Here is a 16952-nt window from a genome sequence, read left to right as displayed (position 1 = left end):
TTTTTTATTTAAAATCAAAAGAAATATTATTTTTCATTTCTTATTTTTAAAATGATGACTGTTTTAATAAATGTGTTTTTATCACATAAATAACCCATCATAATGAGCAGATGACTCATAAATCCCTCCGCTTCTCTTATAAAAGTCATCAGAAAGCTCAAATACACCATTCTTTCGATCAGTCCATGATGCACCGGCCGCAGGATTATAACTCAACATATTAGTCCAGTTAACATAATTCATGTCGCCATTCGTTTCCATTAATCCCATATTGATAACAGGGAATGGTACAAGATGAGCTGCTAAATTCTTATGCCAATCAACCAGGATAGGATTCACTGTGAGGTCTGCACACATACATGGCACATTACGCTCAGCTGCCAATGAAGCAATTTTAACTGAGAGGCTCAGGGTTTTAGCTATGCCCTTTAGTACCATTACATTATAGCCCTGATCCAGCCTCCTGATGGCAGATTCTTCATCATGAACACTCTCATCCGCTCCAATTCTTATCCCTACATCACCAAGGTATTCTTCATTTTGCTCCTCAAGAGGCTCTTCAATGAGCAGGATCTGATCATATGCTCCTATCTTACGGGCATGATCAAGGTATCTGAGCAATGTTTCTTTCTTCTGATACCTCGCATTGGAGTCCATCGTATAAATCAATTTACCATCACCGGTCTGATCTGTACGAAGATCTTTTAAGGTCTGATGGATGAGGCTTAAACGAGTCATATCAGCCTCAAGCATCTCTGATTGAGTACCGGGTGCACCGGTTTTTATTTTAAAAACAAAATAACCTTGTTTTGCCGCATGAATCATCTCCTGAACAGGCATACCGTATGGAATCTGAAACATAATGGCAATCTTATCATTACGGTGAGATAAAGCCTTCTGATATTCCTTTGGAATCATGCTTTCAAAACTGTTCACTTTGTTTTCGGCAGCATAAACCAGCCAGGCAGCATTATCAATACTGACCAAAGCATTATATATAAAATTAATGTTCAGATCGCGTTTACCGGTTATTTGCTTCCCCTGCACAATAAGCTCAGGGAGTATATTATCAACCAGATCGACCGGGTTCTGAAAAGGAGTCTGCCTGACAATGTCTGATATTCTGTTTACCAGAGAGTACATAATTGCATTCCCTTCTGCTTCAGAATGACTGGCAAAAAGATCTGCATCACCATAAAGTACACTTTGAGTGGATATGCCGGTTTTACTGATACCTGAAGAAGACTGTAATCTTGATACTACCTGCCAAAGTTCAGTAAGATATCCTCCTTTGAAACCAAATGGACGAATCAGTTTTTCACGTTCAAATGCAGAATCAGTCTTAACAATTCTAATCATTTTAGACATGCCGGATGAAGCCGCACGTAAACCAACTGAGCTGTATGCAGCCATCAAGCCTGCTGCTTTCACAAATTTTCTTCTGTCCATAAAATAAAATTCCCGGATAATCAGATTAACCGGGAATATCTTAGTTTGATTTTTATGCCTGCAGTAACTGCTTTACAAAATCGTCATCAATTAAATGAGGATAAGCTTTGCATACTCTATCGATCTCCTCCATCTGTCCTTGTGAAAGTTCTTCATGAGGATTTAAACACCAGCGCCCCTCAAGTAGTCCCTGCCTGCGTAATACTTCATGAATTCCGGGAATACAACCGTGGAAATTATGTGCCGGATCAAAGATCGCAGCATTCATATCAGTAACCTCTATACCTTTGGTTAATAAATCGGCTATATCTTTATTGCCATTAACCTTACATTCCTTAATCTCTTCCAATAGCTCTACCGCTTTTCTGGTCCAAACAGCCCAATGCCCCAGCAAACCACCTACAAACTCCTTTTCGACCTTTTTACCATTAATATCAAAGCTATATTTGGTCAAAAGATCAGGAATGATATTATCGTCATTTCCTGTATAAAGATCGATCTCGTTACATCTTGAAGATGCACAAACCGCCCTTACCACATCGAGAGTTTGATACCGATTAAAAGCAGCAACTTTAATTGCCTCAATATTTTTTATTTCTGCAAATTCCTGCCAGAAATCATATGTAAAAATTCTGCCTCCGACAGAAGGTTGAAGATAAAATCCAATAACAGGCATTACCGCTGCTACATCCCTAACTCTTTGCAGGATATCCTTTTCAGTCCATCCCTGCAATCCACCCATGCTTAATAAGCCAAGATCATATCCATATTTTAAGGCGGTTTCAGCTTCCTTCACAGCCTGAGCAGTTGGGCCGCAGAGACCGGAAACCTTAATAAAGGGACGTCCTCCGGCATTTGCTGTATCCAGCTCTTCAGAAACAACTCTTAAAACAGTTTCAAATAAATTTACTTCAGGATCCCTGATTTCGAACTGTGTTGAATGCACTGCCACTGCAAGTCCTCCTGCACCTGTAGCCAGATAATATCTCGCCAAACCTCTCTGACGGGCCTCGTCAAACTGTCTGGAAGAGTTTAATGCTAATGGAATTGCAGGAATAACTGTTCCACTATGCAGTATATTCTTAAGAACCGGATCCAATGTTTTTGATGACATATATTAATCGATTAAGCTTCAATAAAATTAGAACTGACCTTTTCTCTCCTGAAAATGTGTTGGTTTATTAATCGTTTTTCCGCCACCCTGTAGCCATGAATTAGTCATTTCAATCATCTCACGGACACTTACCCGCGGATATCCAAACAATTTATGTGCCTTTGAAGCATTGTTCAAAAGAGCATTAGGTTGAGCTTCATTAACGAATAAGGGTTCTTTATTCATTAGAATTCCGAATTGTTCTGCCAGCCACTTCACCGATAAAGTTTCAGGTCCGGTAACATTCAGAATGTTAGCAGGAACCTGGCAATGAAGTAATGAGCGGATTGCTATTTCATTGGCATCACCCTGCCAGATTACATTCACATTTCCGGTAGTCAGATCAATTGGTCTACCCTCATTCACAGATTTTGCAATTTCAAGAAGCACTCCATAACGAAGATCTATGGCATAGTTTAAACGATAGATCAGAGTCGGAATTTGATACCTCTCTGAGAAGTACTGAAAAATACGTTCTCTTCCCAAACATGATTGTCCGTATTCACCTACCGGCGCAGGAGTATGTTCTTCAGAAAGGCCACCCGAACCAATTGGAGTAAATGGATAAACATTACCGGTAGAAAATGCTACAATTCGTGAATTCTTATACCTTTCAGCTACACGTCCGGGTAAATATGAATTCATAGCCCAGGTAAAAGATTCTTTACCTGTTGTACCAAATTTGGTTCCGGCCAGATATAAAATATTCGGTGCATCAGGCAATGCTGCAAGATCTTTTTCGTTCAGCAAATCTGCTGAAATAGTTTCAATACCATCTGCTTCAAGCTCTTCGCGTGTTCCGGCTTCAGAGAAACGTGAAACTCCGATAATTCTTTTATTGATTCCAGCACGTTCTATCGCTCTGCGGGCAAGTTTAGCCATACCCGGCCCCATTTTACCACCTACACCCAATAGAATTATATCTCCTTCGATCCTGGTGATATCATTTATCAATGCATCCGTTGGCTTCAATAACTCTTGTTCTAGTGCTTCTAATTCAGTCATTTTTGTATATTATTAAAAAAATCATTAAAAATCGTTGCCGGAATTAATTAAACAACCTGCACCGAAAGTTGAAAATTACAAAACTATTCTATGTATAAAGTAGACTATCTTAACAAAATTGTTCAATCAATTGGCATCTGTTATTTGCCTTTTGCTATTTCTGCAGCTTTAGTAGTTGTATAGTACTTTGCCAGCATATTTGGTATTTCCCAATCAGGCAATTTGCCTCCCTTGATATAGTTCAGATAGTTTTTCACTACTTCTGCGAAATGCTCTTCATGTGGCACCTTGTATTTTTCAGGAATAATTACTTCCCATAAATTTCCTGACTTCTTAAATGAAACACCCGGCCATTTCGCCTGCAAGGCATCAATTGCAGATTTTACCTTAGTTTCTGCATCAGCTTCTTTACCCGGAACTTCCAGATATACTACCGGCTTGTAATTCTGCTCTTTACCCTGCTTAATCAGGATATTGGCCTTAGTTCCACGCATTCTGGCAAAGTGGGTATCACCCGTACCTGCCGGAGCTTCATAATTCCACTGAATACCAACCCTTGCGTGCACCCCTTTAATGCTATAATTCATTTCGCCATTCGACATCACGTTAAGCTTGCCGTCTTTGATGTATTTAGTCAAATAATCAGGGAATTTATCCTTCAAAGTTGATTTCTGAAACTGTTCAAGGCTTAGTTGAGTTGACCACTCTCTGGCAGAGATCATATTGATGTCTTTTTTATAATCAAGTGTAATATCCGGGAAGCATCCCCACTGTATCAGGTCTACCATATGGGTTGTAATATCAACCAAACCACGCCCCTCCTGCTCAACATCAAAAAACCAGGCGGGTCTTACAAGTGGCTTGCCGGATACATTCTTGTAAAAATGATGAACGCTGCGTTGTTCAACTGCCGGATTATCCGGAGTACCTTTCTCTAAAGCTCCAAAGAATGTAGTATCCTGACTTAATGCCCTTTGCAATACATAGTAAACATTAAAACGCTCTGTCATGATATCATATAAAAGAACATTCTTATCCTTAGCTGCAGAAAATGCTTTTTCAAGCGATTTGAACCCTTCCTGATTTATAGCTAATGGCTTATCAGCCAGAACATTCAAACCCGAATCAATTGACCGGCTGATATAATTTGTTTTGAGCTTATTGTTTCCTGAAATAATTACCACATTCCCGGCCTTATCACTGAACATTTTTTCCAGATAATCTGCACCACGGTAAATTTCGTGTTTCCAGGCAGTAGGATTTTCATTTCTGGTATTATAACTCTCAACCAGCTTCATATGATTATCTAGTTCAGTACCATCAGGTGCATAAACATGAACTACAGAATCGATTTCATTGTACATTGACTTCTGTAATAGAGCTGCATGAAAATGTCCCGGATCGAGAGTTATGATCCGTATTTTTTCATCTTTCTTTTCTGTAGATGCCTGCTTATTGCCACAGCTGTTCACTGATAACAAGAAAGATGCCAGACCAAGGCTCATAAAGAAACTCCTGCCATTTGAAAATAGTTGTTGGGTATTCATAGAATCAATTTGTTATACTTAAATTTATAATTCGCGAATTAGAATATTCCTAAAATAGGCCTTATTACCATGATCCTGTAAACCTATCCTGCCATCTTTAGATAAGCCATAATCAGGATAATCTTTCCACTTTCCTTCGTTTTTAAGCTTATGCCAATCTTCACTCCAGGCTCTGAACTTTATAATTCTGATACCGTTCAGCCAGTATTCCACTTTACCCTTATTAAATATGATACGGCTGGTATTCCATTCACCTACCGGCATTAGCTTCTTCTTATCTGATGGGATATACATTCCATAATCAGCCCCGGCTTTCTGAGATTCTTCAAGTTTAGCAGGGAAATTAATATCATCAATAATCTGATATTCAGGCGAGGTCTCAATTGCCCTTTTATATTTGGGAGCTTCAACAATATGATAAAAAACACCACTATTACTCCCTTTATCTACCTTCCATTCCCATTTCAGTTCGAAATTTTCAAATGAGCGGTCAGAGATAATATCTCCCGAACCACTTGGACCTTTAGCACCTAAACAAACCAGCGATCCATCTTCCACTTTCCAGCTTCTGATCTCAACACCTTTCCGGTTAAAAAGATGCCAGCCATTCAGACTCTTGCCATCAAACAAACTGATCCATTCGCCTTTAGGCGGCTTATTGGATTTTAAATCAGGCTCCAATCCAGAACCTTCAGATGCAGATACCTTTATTCCGGCCAGGAGTAAAAATATCAAAGACAAAAACCTAATCATTTTGATTGCGTTAACGTACACGTAAATATATAAGATTAAAAATAAAACGACAGAATCTAGTTTTAAATAAAAAATAAAGCAGCTGTATCAGAATAAACAGCTGCTTTATTTTTGTGAAATTATTTTTTTATCAAGCCTGTTTTCTCAGAAAGCTTAATCACTTCATTAAGAATACGGGTTTCAACCCCTACCTGCCATTTTGCGGGTAAACCATATACGGTATGTGCTTCGCCTTCATATCCACCCTGCTTTAACACCAGTGAAGAAGGAACATAATTCATAACATCATTTGAATATCCGTAAACAAATGTATTCTCGCCGAGCATTTGTTTTACTTTAATTCCATACTCCATTAATAACTCCCCTCCTAAACTTACCAGGGGAAGATTACCTATCGACCAAACCTGAACAGGAAAAGGATAGGAATCAATTAACTTCTCTCCTGCCTTTAATTTATTTAAATGACGTTCTGCCCATCTTTTTTGATATGGAACGGTTGATTTACTTATAAACTTAGTCAGGTCATCAGCTGTTGGAGTTTTATCCAAAGGCAATACTACTTCAGAATAGCTGGTTACCAGGTTAGAAGGTATTTTATTCATTTCTTCTTCAAGAACACGATCTACTGCTGCTGCAAGTTCTCTGCCATATTGTTTTGCAAGAGGAACAGTATGACGTGGCAGCGGATTCTGATCAGCACCAGAACTCTGGAAGAATAATGCTACTGTACCCGGATGATCCTGCTCAAGTTCGACCTGAGCGTATCCAGGGTAATCACCTGACCATTCATAACCACTCAATACAGTTGGATGACAGGCATATCCGAAAGAAATTGCTTTAAGATCACCCTTAGCATTAACAACTTTAATAACAGGTACTGCATAATCATTAGGCCCCTGAAGTTCTGTTAACTGAGTCAGTAAATTTGCTGGATTATTACGGCGATTTACCTGAAATCTTACCACACCGTTCTGAGAGAACAACTCGGCAGGTTCCAGATTTTTCAATGCATCACCAACCACTTTTACTACCTGATCCTCAAGAATTGCTGTATAACTAATAATACTTTTCCTTTGTTTATCATCCAGCAGATAGACATCAGTAAGTGCATCACCAATCACCGGACCAGAATGGGTATGAGAACTGTTCAGAAGAATCTGATCGCGACCTAAACCAAAACTGGTTTTAATACGGTCTCTGATCTTGTCTGACACAATCTTTGGAAATCCAAGCAGGTCGCTACTAACCATTACGGCTTTTTTGCCTTTGGCATCTTCAATTGCCAGTGCCTTTACCCAGATATCATGTAATTTCCCTTCAGAATCATGAGTTCTTGAAGCAAACCCGGCCATTGGCATTGGATCAGCAGGTGTAATGTTAACTTTCGCTACTCCGGCTTTCCACTTGTAATTGACTGATGAATTCTGAGCTTTAGAGCCGGATGTAATAAATAATAATACTGCAGTGGTTAGACTGATTATTGAAATTTTCATTCTGTGTTTAATTTATTTTCTATAAGTATTGGTTGATAAATTAAAGTTTAAATAAACTTTTTGCATTCCCGTAAAGTACTTTGCGCTCAATTGCTTTTGAAGATGATATTCTCTTGATGGCTGTAATGATATTCGCTCCAAGGCATGTTTTTCCTGAACCGATTTTATCTGAACAATCGCTTCCAAAAAGTAGTTTATCCTGATGGCGTTCAATAAATTTTGAGGCCTGTTCTTCGTCTCTGGTCAATGAACCCAATCCAGATCCTGCAGAAAAATCACCATATAGATTTGGGTATTCGCTCAATAGTCTGTCAGTTAACCCTCCCGTTGTAACCCTGGTTTTGGGATACAAAATATTTTGATCTGTATGTGCTTTATCAATATTGGCCCACCAGGTTTGCGCATGCCCGATAAAATTCACTTTTGGATATTTCTTAAGCATAGCATGAAACCGATCAAAGCCCCTGTTGTATATGTTATATTGCCAGTGCATCAGAACCGGAACATTGTAAGACTGAGCGAGCTCATAAATAGCTTGCATTGCTGCAGAATCGCAATCCAGACCGAATTTTAATTCGCCGATAACCGGAGCTCCCTTTTTCAGATATTTCTCAATCTCCTCAATTGCACCTGGCATATCCGGAACTTCATTTGCACCCGATACAAATTCTCCGGGATGCTTTTGGGCAAATTCATAACACACTTCATTACCAGTTGCACCAGCCTGAAGTCCGTTACTGTAGCCGTAATAGGTTGATCCATAAGCCAAAGGACGACCGGAAGGAAGCAATATAGTTGTAGTTACTCCCATTGCTCTTTGGTGAGCAAGAACCAAATCGTTACTTCTGCCGCTATAATCAGTATGCTGATGAATATCTATGATCGGTTCTGCCTGATTTCTCAAATCATCATTTTTGGTCATTGCAAGCAATGATGGCATCATACCCATAGATAATACAGTTCCCAAACCTGCAACTGAATTCTTTATCAGAAATTCTCGTCTTGAATAATTTTTAATGCTCATAATTAAATTATTTAACTATTGTGTTCTCAGGTTTATGACTGAGTATTTTATCTATGAATGCATAAGCCTCTTTTCGGCTTTCTACAGGAAAGTCATGCTCTGCATCAGGATACCTGACCTGTAATTGATCAGAGGCCCCGAGTGACTTATAAACAGGTCCGACCAGTGCTATTCCGGCTTTAACTCCTTTATAATCAAAGTTCGAATCATGGATTGGTGAAACTGAGAAAAATGCTCTTGGAGCGATTGCTGCAATAGCTTTGTCAAAATTGAAAGGAATACGATCCCCATCAAGATCAAACTTTGACTTCATGAATGGCATATATCTGGTCTGAGCCCATGGACCAAGCCGTCCACCGTATCTCTTTTCAGCAGCTTCTCCAATGCTGTAGTATTCAAATTGTGTCCATCCGCAACTGCTTACAGCTACTTTAATTCTGGAATCAAATGCTGCAACAAAAATTGAATTATGACCACCCAGAGAGTGTCCGATTACTCCTATACGTTCAGGATCTACATAGGATTTACTTTGCAGCAGATCAATGCAACGCATATGATTAAAAATACCCTTCATCGTACCAGAGTCATATCTGTCTGTTTCAAAATTATAATCAGCCGTTTCCCCAAAGCTTGGAAAATCAGGTGCAATTACCACGTATCCCCGCTCTGCAAGCTCTCTGGCATGTGCTCTGTTAGGTTTATTTGCTTGTCCGTCGACCGCTTTTCTGCCCAGATTATCTGTTTCGTGCAGAACCAGCATAGCCGGAAGCTTCTTTCCTCCGGCTGAACTATGAGGTACATAAAGATATACAGGCAAAGTTTCATTTGCGGCTACGGTAAATAAAATATTATAGCGGGTAAAGGTTTTTTCTTTAAGGCTATCTAAAATATTGATATCAGATATACGAATACGGTCTCTTGAGGGTAATTTACCCATTACTTCTTCCATATTCCTGAGAATAGCTTTTCTGTGCTTTTCGTGTGTTCCTGAATGATTGCCGTAAAGTGCTTTTTGACCTGCATTATTATCCTGAGCGAACCCGATTACAGGAATCAGTAAGCAAAGAATTATGACTTTCCTGAAATTTAGCATTAAATAATCCATTAAAATATCTTCTGGTAAGTTGAATAAAATCAATAATTAAAATAGGGTAAATCTGTCTTTAATAACTCCCCTAAAAGATCACTTCAGCTCTGTACTTCCGGGTGTAAATTGCAAAATCTTATCAATAAATACATAGGCTTCTTTTCTGCTTTCAACCGGAAAATCATGTTCGGCATCAGGATATCTGATCTGTATCATTTCTTCTGCCCCAAGTTGTTCATAGGCCTTTTTTGCAATTGCTATACCCTTTTTTACCCCAGCCAGATTGAAATTGCTGTCATTCAGGGGAGACACTGAGAAGAAAGCCCGGGGTGCAATAGCAGAAATAACATCACTAAAGTTAAATGGAAGTTTTGCAGCATCAAGATTATACTTCGTTCTGACCAGAGGCATATACCTGTCCTGAGCCCATGGCCCCAATTTCCCACCATACCTTTTGCTTCCGGCCTCCCCGATATCATAATTTTCAAACTGAGTCCATCCGCAGCTTGATACCGTTACTTTCAGCCGATCATCGAATGCCGCAACAAACATAGAGTTATGTCCTCCTAATGAATGACCTATTACTCCAATCCTATCCGGATCAACATCTGCCCTGCTCTGAAGCAGATCAACGCAACGCATATGATTAAAAATTGCCAGCATTGTACCAGATTGGTAACGGTCAGTTTCAAAATTATAATCTTTTAATTCACCAAAACCTGGATAATCCGGTGCAATTACAACATAACCTCGTTGGGCAAGCTCACGTGCATGTGCACGGTTCGGCCGGGTCCCCTGACCGTCAACAACACCTTTGCCCAATTCATGGGTTCCATGTAAAACCAGCATTGCGGGAAGTCTTTTGATCGTTCCTCTTTGATTAGGAACATACAGATAAACCGTCAGTCTTTCATTTTCAGCGGTAGCAAAATTCAGAGAATAGCGTGTGAAACCATTATCCTTAAGGCTATCAGTTATTTTAATATCCAAATCTGGTAGATTTTTACGATCAGGTAATTTCCCCATTACCTTCTCCATATTCTTCAGGATTCTCTTTCTTAAATGAGATGAAAATTTATCAGGATCAACTGAGTTAAACCCAATTTCCTTATCGCCGGAAGTATAAACTTTGTGGTCTGCAACTACAGCTGTTGTATTAAAAAAAAGGCCTGTAAACAGTAACAGATAAACAGGATAATTCAGAATGGTTCTCATAATAGGAATTTTGTCAGCTCTCTCTATAAAAACAAAAGGATCAATCTTTATCAGATTGATCCTTTTGCCACTTGTAAAGAATAACTTATGGAGTTACAGTTATTGAAATTTCCTTAGTTACCTTCTTTTGCTGATCAATATTTCCATTTGATGCAACAAAGACTGCTTTGTAAGTTCCTGCTTTAGCATAAGTATAACGATACTCACTTAAAACAGGACTTGTAAGACCTTTTATAGCAGTTGACCAGTCTGGTCCTAAATCAACTTTATCAATTGTGATACCCTTACTAACTGCCCAATGCTCGCTTTCTGGATCATTATACGGACTTGCAGGATCAAAAGGTACGAAAGGTTTATAAACCGCGGTTGGCTGATACGCCGGTTCCTTTGGATTATAAATTGGGTTAAGCGGATCAAAAATAGGATTCTTAGGATCAAATTGCGGAAGACCTGCATTAAGATAAGTATTACCCTGAAGTGTTAATCTTGTAGCCGTTACTGAAGATAAGGCAGGTGCTTTATCTTTCAGATCATCAACAATTCTAAAACCTGTACTTGCCTGATCTGCAATTGTTAAAGTAAGCGTATTATCCAACAACTTCTTGCTGTTTAAAGTAAAAGTTTGAATAAACCACTGACGTGCAATACCATTAGTTGCCTGTGCTTTAGTATTGTAACGGAAAGCAAAATAAATAGGCTTTCCTGCAACAATAAGATCAGACACATCCACTGTACCTGAAGCAAGGAAAGCTGCACTGGTACCCAGTTTAAATCTGCTGGTAATATCAACCCAGGTTGCCGCTTTTACTTTTGCAACACTACTGTAGTCGCCAGTAAAATTAGTAGATGCAAGCAATGAAACCTGATTCGCCTGAGTACCTAATTGTACGCTGCTTGAAAAGGCAAGAGTAGCTCCCTGCCCGGCAACATCAACAACACGACCAGTATTGGATTCGAATTGTTTAAGTAACTCACCGGAATAGAAAGAAATATTCTGAGTCTCTCCTCCGCTTATCTTAAATTTAATAACCTCTCCTGCTTTAACAGTGGTCTTTTCTGCCGTGACATCAAATGCCGGTGTCTCTGCATCAAGCGTTGGTTTTTCGCAGGATGCCATAAATAGCGCCGCTGCGATAATACTGTATATTTTAAGTTTCATAATTTCTATATTAAATTAATGTTATTCCCAACCAGGATTCTGAGTCATTTTTAAGTTTGAAGACATTTCGTTAATAGGAACAGGCATTAACAAATCTCTTGAACTTACGTTTGAGTAGTATTTAACAAAGAATTGTCCAGGACTCTGCTGCTGCAATTTATTGCCCATATCCTGATGAACTTTAAGGAATGTTCCCCAACGTAACAGGTCTCCTTTCCTAAGATTCTCAAAGTTAAATTCTCTCATTCTTTCATCCTGAATAGCTGCAAGGAACTCTTCTTTTGAAGCAGGAGCAAGATTACCTTCCGTATCCTTACTGATGGTTGCAGTTGCGGTAGCGCCTGAACCCCCTCCACCTGAAATGGTTATTGTTGGAACAGCAGAATATTTACCTTCATTAAAGAAAGTAACAGCCATCGGATCACGATCAAGAGTAATAGCAGTTACTATTCCTCCTGAAACTGTTGCAGTAGCTGTTGCACCGCCATTGCCACTGATCGTTACGGTTGGAGCTGTGGTATACCCTGCACCACCATTTGTTACCGCGATTGTTTTAATACCGGTTGACCAGGCTCTTCTTCTTACCTTATTGAATGCTTCTACGGCATCGGCAGTTGGGCCTTTTAATTCATTCTCAGCTTCTGCATACATTAACAAAATATCAGAATATCTTAAAAGAACCATATTAATCGGAGTTCTAGTTGGGCTCTTTGGTAATAAAGTCTCATATTCCCTCCTCCATTTTGCCGGTTTCATGAGATTCTTGGCATTCTCATTTACAGGTAATAAACTCATCGTCTTATCTCCGGTAGCTGTATAAGTAAAATGAGCAATACTAAACCATTTGCGGTTATCACCAGATTCAAACTTGTTATAAAGCTCTGAAGTGATATTCATATAGGCATCTGCTCTTCCTGTTTTCGAATTAACTCCGGCAGCAGGACCATTGATCCAGCCAATATTTCCAGTTTCTACGTATTGGTCTGTAAGGTTACCATAGAATTCAACTTCCCAGATACTTTCCTTGATATCATATTTATCACCGGCAAGTTTCATGAAAATATCAGAATAACTTGGATTTAAAGCATGACCTGCCTCTGCATCATCAATAACCATTTTAGCCCATTTACTGGCCTCTGCATATCTGGTTTTATCTTTTACAGGCTCTCCGGCCATATGAAGATTAACACGGGCAAGCATACCACGAACAGCTGATTTACTGATTGCACCACCAAACCCTAAAGTTTTAATACCTGGCACAAGCTTTTCAGCTGCTTCCATATCCTTAATGATTTGAGTATATACATCCTTTGCAGAAGCTCTTGCAATGTCTACATCAATTACGGAAGACGTAGGCTCAAGCTTCAGAGGAACGCCACCATAATATTGTACCAAAGTAAAGTAATAGTAAGCTCTTAAAAATAAAGCTTCCCCTCTGATCGGATCACGCTTTGACTGAGGGATTGCTGTATTTTTATCTACATTTTTAATCAATACGTTTGCTTTATTGATACCTGCCCAAAGGTTATTCCATAAACCTGCATTATACTGGTCGGCAGATGAATAGAAATAGTTCCATGGACCTGTAGTCAGGGTAGCTCTGTTCATATAGCCTTCATCAGCAGTCCATGCGAGCAAATAGCTGGCATAAGTTCCGTGAAGACCACCTGCACCCAGATGATGATAAACACCTGCACGGGCAAATTGTAACTGAGCTTCTGTTTGATAGTAATTATCCGGATTCAGAAAGTCAGAAGGTTCCGTTTCCAGGTATTTCTTACATGAGCCTAAACTCATTAAGAAAAATGCTGCGAGTATATAATGTTTAATTTTCATTTTCTTTCAATTTTAATCGTTAAAATCCTGCTTTAATACCAAAAGCAATTGTCGGTGATCTTGGATAGGACGAGAAGTCAAAGCCCGGAGTCAGAGTATTGTTACGGGTTGATACTTCCGGATCCATTCCTGAGTAATTTGTCCAGGTAACCAGATTCTGTGCAGAAACGTTTACACTTAAACTACTCAGGTAAGCAGACTTAATTAGTTTCTCAGGTAAGTTGTAATTCAAAGAAACTGTTTTAAGACGAATGAAAGAACCATCTTCAACAACTCTTGAAGAGTGGAATCCAATTGGACCTTGTCCGCGGGTACGATAATTAGCATTTGTTGGATTAGTTGGCGACCAACGATTAGAATAGCTCGCAAACTGATTGATATTAGCCCAGCCATTACTATTACCTTCCATAATCAGTCTGTTGGCATTGTATAGATCATTACCATACGACCACTGCATGAAAACATTCAGGCTGAAAGCTTTATATGTAAAATTATTAGAAAAACCACCGGTATGAATTGGCTGACCTCTTCCAATAAAAGTAAGATCGGCATCATTCATGATTCCGTCGCCATTGATATCTCTGTATTTAATATCACCCGGCAGAATAGTATTTCTAACTGCACCATTGGTTGGGATATTCGGTTTCAGGATGTAAACACCAGGAGAAGGATTATCAAAATCCCCATACTGATAATTACCTTCCCAGATATATCCGATCATCATACCTGCAGGTTTTCCAATTTCAGCTACGTATAAAGGCTTATTAAACTGAGAAACATATTCAGAGTTACTTGGTAATGAACGCTGCCCACGGGTTAGTTCCATTACTTTATTTCTGTTGAAACTGATGTTAAAATTACTTTCCCACATGAAGTTCTTAGACTGCACGTTTACGGTATTTAAAGTAAATTCAAGACCATCATTCCTCAATTTTCCTATATTCTTAACAGCTGAACCAAAGCCTGTTGAAGGAGGCAAAATTGCATTCAGCAACAAATCTTCTGTTGTTTTTCTGTATAAATCTACTTCAAAAGTGATCCTGTCTTTCAGCACACCAATTTCATAACCTAAATCTATTGTATTTACCTTTTCCCATGCCAGATCCGGATTACCTACAGCAGAAACATAGTTAGAAGCGATTGGGGTAGAGTTATTGAATGAATAACCATCGATATTTTGCAGTAAACGTGCATAAGTATCAAAATCACCTACCCTGTTATTTCCATTGCTGCCATAACTGGTTCTAAGTTTGGAAGTTGAAATACCCGGGAAAATCTTAGCAAAGAAACCTTCTTTATGCATATTCCATGCTAATGCTGCTCCTGGAAAATATCCCCAGTGATTCTTAAACTTAGACGAACCGTCAGCCCTGAAAGTACCGGTTATAATGTATTTAGATTTGTAATTATAATCTAAGCGGCCTGCATAAGATGCCATGGTATTACGGCTGGAATATGAAGTCTGATTAAATGCTAAACCTTCATCCAATCCATCCATACCAAGATTCTCGTTTGGCAACAATCTGCCGCCGTATCCTTTACCGCTCGTATTACTGCTGTTAATAGCGAATAATGCCAGACCGGTAATATTATGATCCTTTTTAATGGTTTTCTTGTAATTCAGCGTAGTCTCATTGGAGAAACTGTTCGAAAAAATATTATTAATCGAACCATTAACACCATTTACGTTATTCGGACTTGATCCGCCTTGTGCAGTTTTTGAATTATAAAAGCGCTCTAAGGTCAGTTTATTATGACGTACACCTGCAGTAGACTTCAATGTGAAATCTTTGTTGATATCATAACTAACATATCCGTTTCCTTCAACAAGGTTGGTGATATTATAAGAGTGCTGATTTTGAAGATCAATAAATGGATTAACCCTGAAGTCAGATGCATTCATCGCTTCATCATCCACTGCATCAGCCAATAGATCATCAGTTGGATTTGGTGTAATCGGACGATACAACCATGCTCTTGATAATGCAAAAGCAGTAGGGTTGCCCGAAGTCAATGCACCCTGGTTAATGATTTGTCCGTTTTGTTTGATTCCACTATAATTTGCAGTAACACCCGCTTTGATCTTATTACTGATCGTTTGGTCAACTGTTACACGACCTGAATAACGGTTGAAGCCGGTATTTATAATTGAACCAACCTGATCAAATAATGAACCTGAAATAGAATACTTTGTTTGCTCAGTACCACCTCTCAATGCCAGATTATAATTCTGCACCGTACCTTGCTGCAATACATAATCCTGGAAATTAATTCCTTCAACGTTTTTGTAATCTTCCAGAGTTTTACCGCCGGCAAAGAATGCAGTTGTAGTTGCAGATGCCGGATTCAGCTCCATCTGGTATTTAATGAACTCATACGGGCTCATCAGATCCATTGGTTTCGGAACTGCCTGCATTCCATAGGAACTTGAGAAATTAATAACCGGTTTTCCTACTTTACCACGTTTCGTTTGAATCAAAATTACTCCGTTTGCCGCTCTCGATCCGTAGATCGCAGTTGACGAAGCATCCTTTAAGATGGTCATTGATTCAATCTCCTCAGGGTTGATAGATGCCGGATCCGGATCTTCCACCGGGAAGCCATCAATTACATACAGAGGAGAAGTACTTTGAGTAAGGGAACCCGCACCACGGATTACGATATTAATACCACCACCCGGCTGACCATCGGCAGCATTAACTTTTACACCGGCAACACGACCAGCCAAAGCTTCTGCAAATGTTCCAACCGGCGCTTTTAACATTTCATCCATTGGTACCACACCAACAGAACCGGTAAGATCAGGTTTTGCAACAGTTCCATAACCAATCACAACTACCTCACTTAATGAAGCACTTGATGCCTGAAGGCTTATATTAATTGTAGTACGATTGCCAACAACAGTTTCCTGAGTGACCATCCCTAAAAACGCAAATACAATCGTTTCATTATTTGCTGCCTGTATACTGTATTTTCCATTAGCCAGAGTAGTAGTTCCTCTGCTGGTTCCTTTAACCCTTACGGTTACACCGGGTAAAGGCTGCCCTGCTTCAAGAACAGTACCGGTAATGTTCTTTAGTTGCTGAGAAACTGCCTGCCCGGAAAAACTGAGCAGAAGCATCATCAGCATTACCATCCCTGCTCCGGAGGGAAAGTACCTGTGTTTTTTAAACGCCATCATGTAAATTTTTAGCATAGTTTATAATTAAAAGTGAATAAATAGGCTCTTTT

The 16952-nt window shown here is 39.3% G+C and carries 12 protein-coding genes; all 12 read right to left on the bottom strand.

Annotation, left to right across the window (positions count from 1 at the left end; translation table 11 throughout):
• Positions 1–81 precede the first annotated feature (81 nt).
• The gene (locus tag P2W72_RS13925) at positions 82–1449 is read right to left on the bottom strand and encodes an enolase C-terminal domain-like protein (protein WP_276363697.1); all 1368 of its coding nucleotides are present in this window, start codon (positions 1447–1449) and stop codon (positions 82–84) included.
• Positions 1450–1501: 52 nt separating this feature from the next.
• Positions 1502–2563 (bottom strand): dihydrodipicolinate synthase family protein, encoded by a 1062-nt coding sequence (locus tag P2W72_RS13920; RefSeq protein ID WP_276363695.1) that lies wholly within the window; start codon positions 2561–2563, stop codon positions 1502–1504.
• Between the two features lie 27 nt (positions 2564–2590).
• Positions 2591–3607 carry an NAD(P)-dependent oxidoreductase gene (locus tag P2W72_RS13915; RefSeq protein WP_276363693.1) on the bottom strand — a complete coding sequence of 339 codons (1017 nt, stop codon included), beginning with the start codon at positions 3605–3607 and terminating at the stop codon, positions 2591–2593.
• A gap of 140 nt (positions 3608–3747) precedes the next feature.
• Positions 3748–5154 carry a putative oxidoreductase C-terminal domain-containing protein gene (locus P2W72_RS13910; protein WP_276363690.1) on the bottom strand — a complete coding sequence of 469 codons (1407 nt, stop codon included), beginning with the start codon at positions 5152–5154 and terminating at the stop codon, positions 3748–3750.
• A gap of 24 nt (positions 5155–5178) precedes the next feature.
• Complete coding sequence (locus P2W72_RS13905; RefSeq protein WP_276363687.1) at positions 5179–5907, bottom strand: DUF1080 domain-containing protein; 729 nt, start codon at positions 5905–5907, stop codon at positions 5179–5181.
• 119 nt (positions 5908–6026) lie between these two features.
• Positions 6027–7400 (bottom strand): neutral/alkaline non-lysosomal ceramidase N-terminal domain-containing protein, encoded by a 1374-nt coding sequence (locus tag P2W72_RS13900; RefSeq protein ID WP_276363684.1) that lies wholly within the window; start codon positions 7398–7400, stop codon positions 6027–6029.
• Between the two features lie 40 nt (positions 7401–7440).
• Entirely contained in the window at positions 7441–8424 is a 984-nt protein-coding gene (locus P2W72_RS13895) for an amidohydrolase family protein (protein ID WP_276363682.1), read from the bottom strand.
• Between the two features lie 7 nt (positions 8425–8431).
• Positions 8432–9517 (bottom strand): alpha/beta fold hydrolase, encoded by a 1086-nt coding sequence (locus P2W72_RS13890; RefSeq protein WP_276363680.1) that lies wholly within the window; start codon positions 9515–9517, stop codon positions 8432–8434.
• A 90-nt stretch (positions 9518–9607) separates the two neighbouring features.
• A complete protein-coding gene (locus P2W72_RS13885) occupies positions 9608–10726 on the bottom strand; it encodes an alpha/beta fold hydrolase (protein WP_276363678.1) in 1119 nt (372 codons plus the stop codon).
• Between the two features lie 85 nt (positions 10727–10811).
• Entirely contained in the window at positions 10812–11885 is a 1074-nt protein-coding gene (locus P2W72_RS13880) for a DUF5017 domain-containing protein (protein WP_276363675.1), read from the bottom strand.
• A gap of 21 nt (positions 11886–11906) precedes the next feature.
• Complete coding sequence (locus P2W72_RS13875; RefSeq protein ID WP_276363672.1) at positions 11907–13721, bottom strand: RagB/SusD family nutrient uptake outer membrane protein; 1815 nt, start codon at positions 13719–13721, stop codon at positions 11907–11909.
• A gap of 19 nt (positions 13722–13740) precedes the next feature.
• Positions 13741–16917, bottom strand: coding sequence for a TonB-dependent receptor (locus P2W72_RS13870; protein ID WP_276363669.1), 3177 nt, complete (start codon positions 16915–16917; stop codon positions 13741–13743).
• Positions 16918–16952 lie beyond the last annotated feature (35 nt).

The sequence above is a fragment of the Daejeonella sp. H1SJ63 genome (genome assembly GCF_029360775.1).
Taxonomy (GTDB): Bacteria; Bacteroidota; Bacteroidia; order Sphingobacteriales; family Sphingobacteriaceae; genus Daejeonella.
The sequence above is the reverse complement of the archived record's forward strand: the minus strand, read 5'-3'. Positions and strand labels throughout refer to the sequence as shown.

Bases quoted from the DNA above. Each gene is read 5' to 3' on its own strand.
- P2W72_RS13915 (WP_276363693.1), bottom strand. From the start codon at position 3,607: ATGACTGAATTAGAAGCACTAGAACAAGAGTTATTGAAGCCAACGGAT.
- P2W72_RS13905 (WP_276363687.1), bottom strand. From the start codon at position 5,907: ATGATTAGGTTTTTGTCTTTGATATTTTTACTCCTGGCCGGAATAAAG.
- P2W72_RS13920 (WP_276363695.1), bottom strand. From the start codon at position 2,563: ATGTCATCAAAAACATTGGATCCGGTTCTTAAGAATATACTGCATAGT.
- P2W72_RS13895 (WP_276363682.1), bottom strand. From the start codon at position 8,424: ATGAGCATTAAAAATTATTCAAGACGAGAATTTCTGATAAAGAATTCA.
- P2W72_RS13880 (WP_276363675.1), bottom strand. From the start codon at position 11,885: ATGAAACTTAAAATATACAGTATTATCGCAGCGGCGCTATTTATGGCA.
- P2W72_RS13875 (WP_276363672.1), bottom strand. From the start codon at position 13,721: ATGAAAATTAAACATTATATACTCGCAGCATTTTTCTTAATGAGTTTA.
- P2W72_RS13910 (WP_276363690.1), bottom strand. From the start codon at position 5,154: ATGAATACCCAACAACTATTTTCAAATGGCAGGAGTTTCTTTATGAGC.
- P2W72_RS13870 (WP_276363669.1), bottom strand. From the start codon at position 16,917: ATGCTAAAAATTTACATGATGGCGTTTAAAAAACACAGGTACTTTCCC.
- P2W72_RS13890 (WP_276363680.1), bottom strand. From the start codon at position 9,517: ATGCTAAATTTCAGGAAAGTCATAATTCTTTGCTTACTGATTCCTGTA.
- P2W72_RS13885 (WP_276363678.1), bottom strand. From the start codon at position 10,726: ATGAGAACCATTCTGAATTATCCTGTTTATCTGTTACTGTTTACAGGC.
- P2W72_RS13925 (WP_276363697.1), bottom strand. From the start codon at position 1,449: ATGGACAGAAGAAAATTTGTGAAAGCAGCAGGCTTGATGGCTGCATAC.
- P2W72_RS13900 (WP_276363684.1), bottom strand. From the start codon at position 7,400: ATGAAAATTTCAATAATCAGTCTAACCACTGCAGTATTATTATTTATT.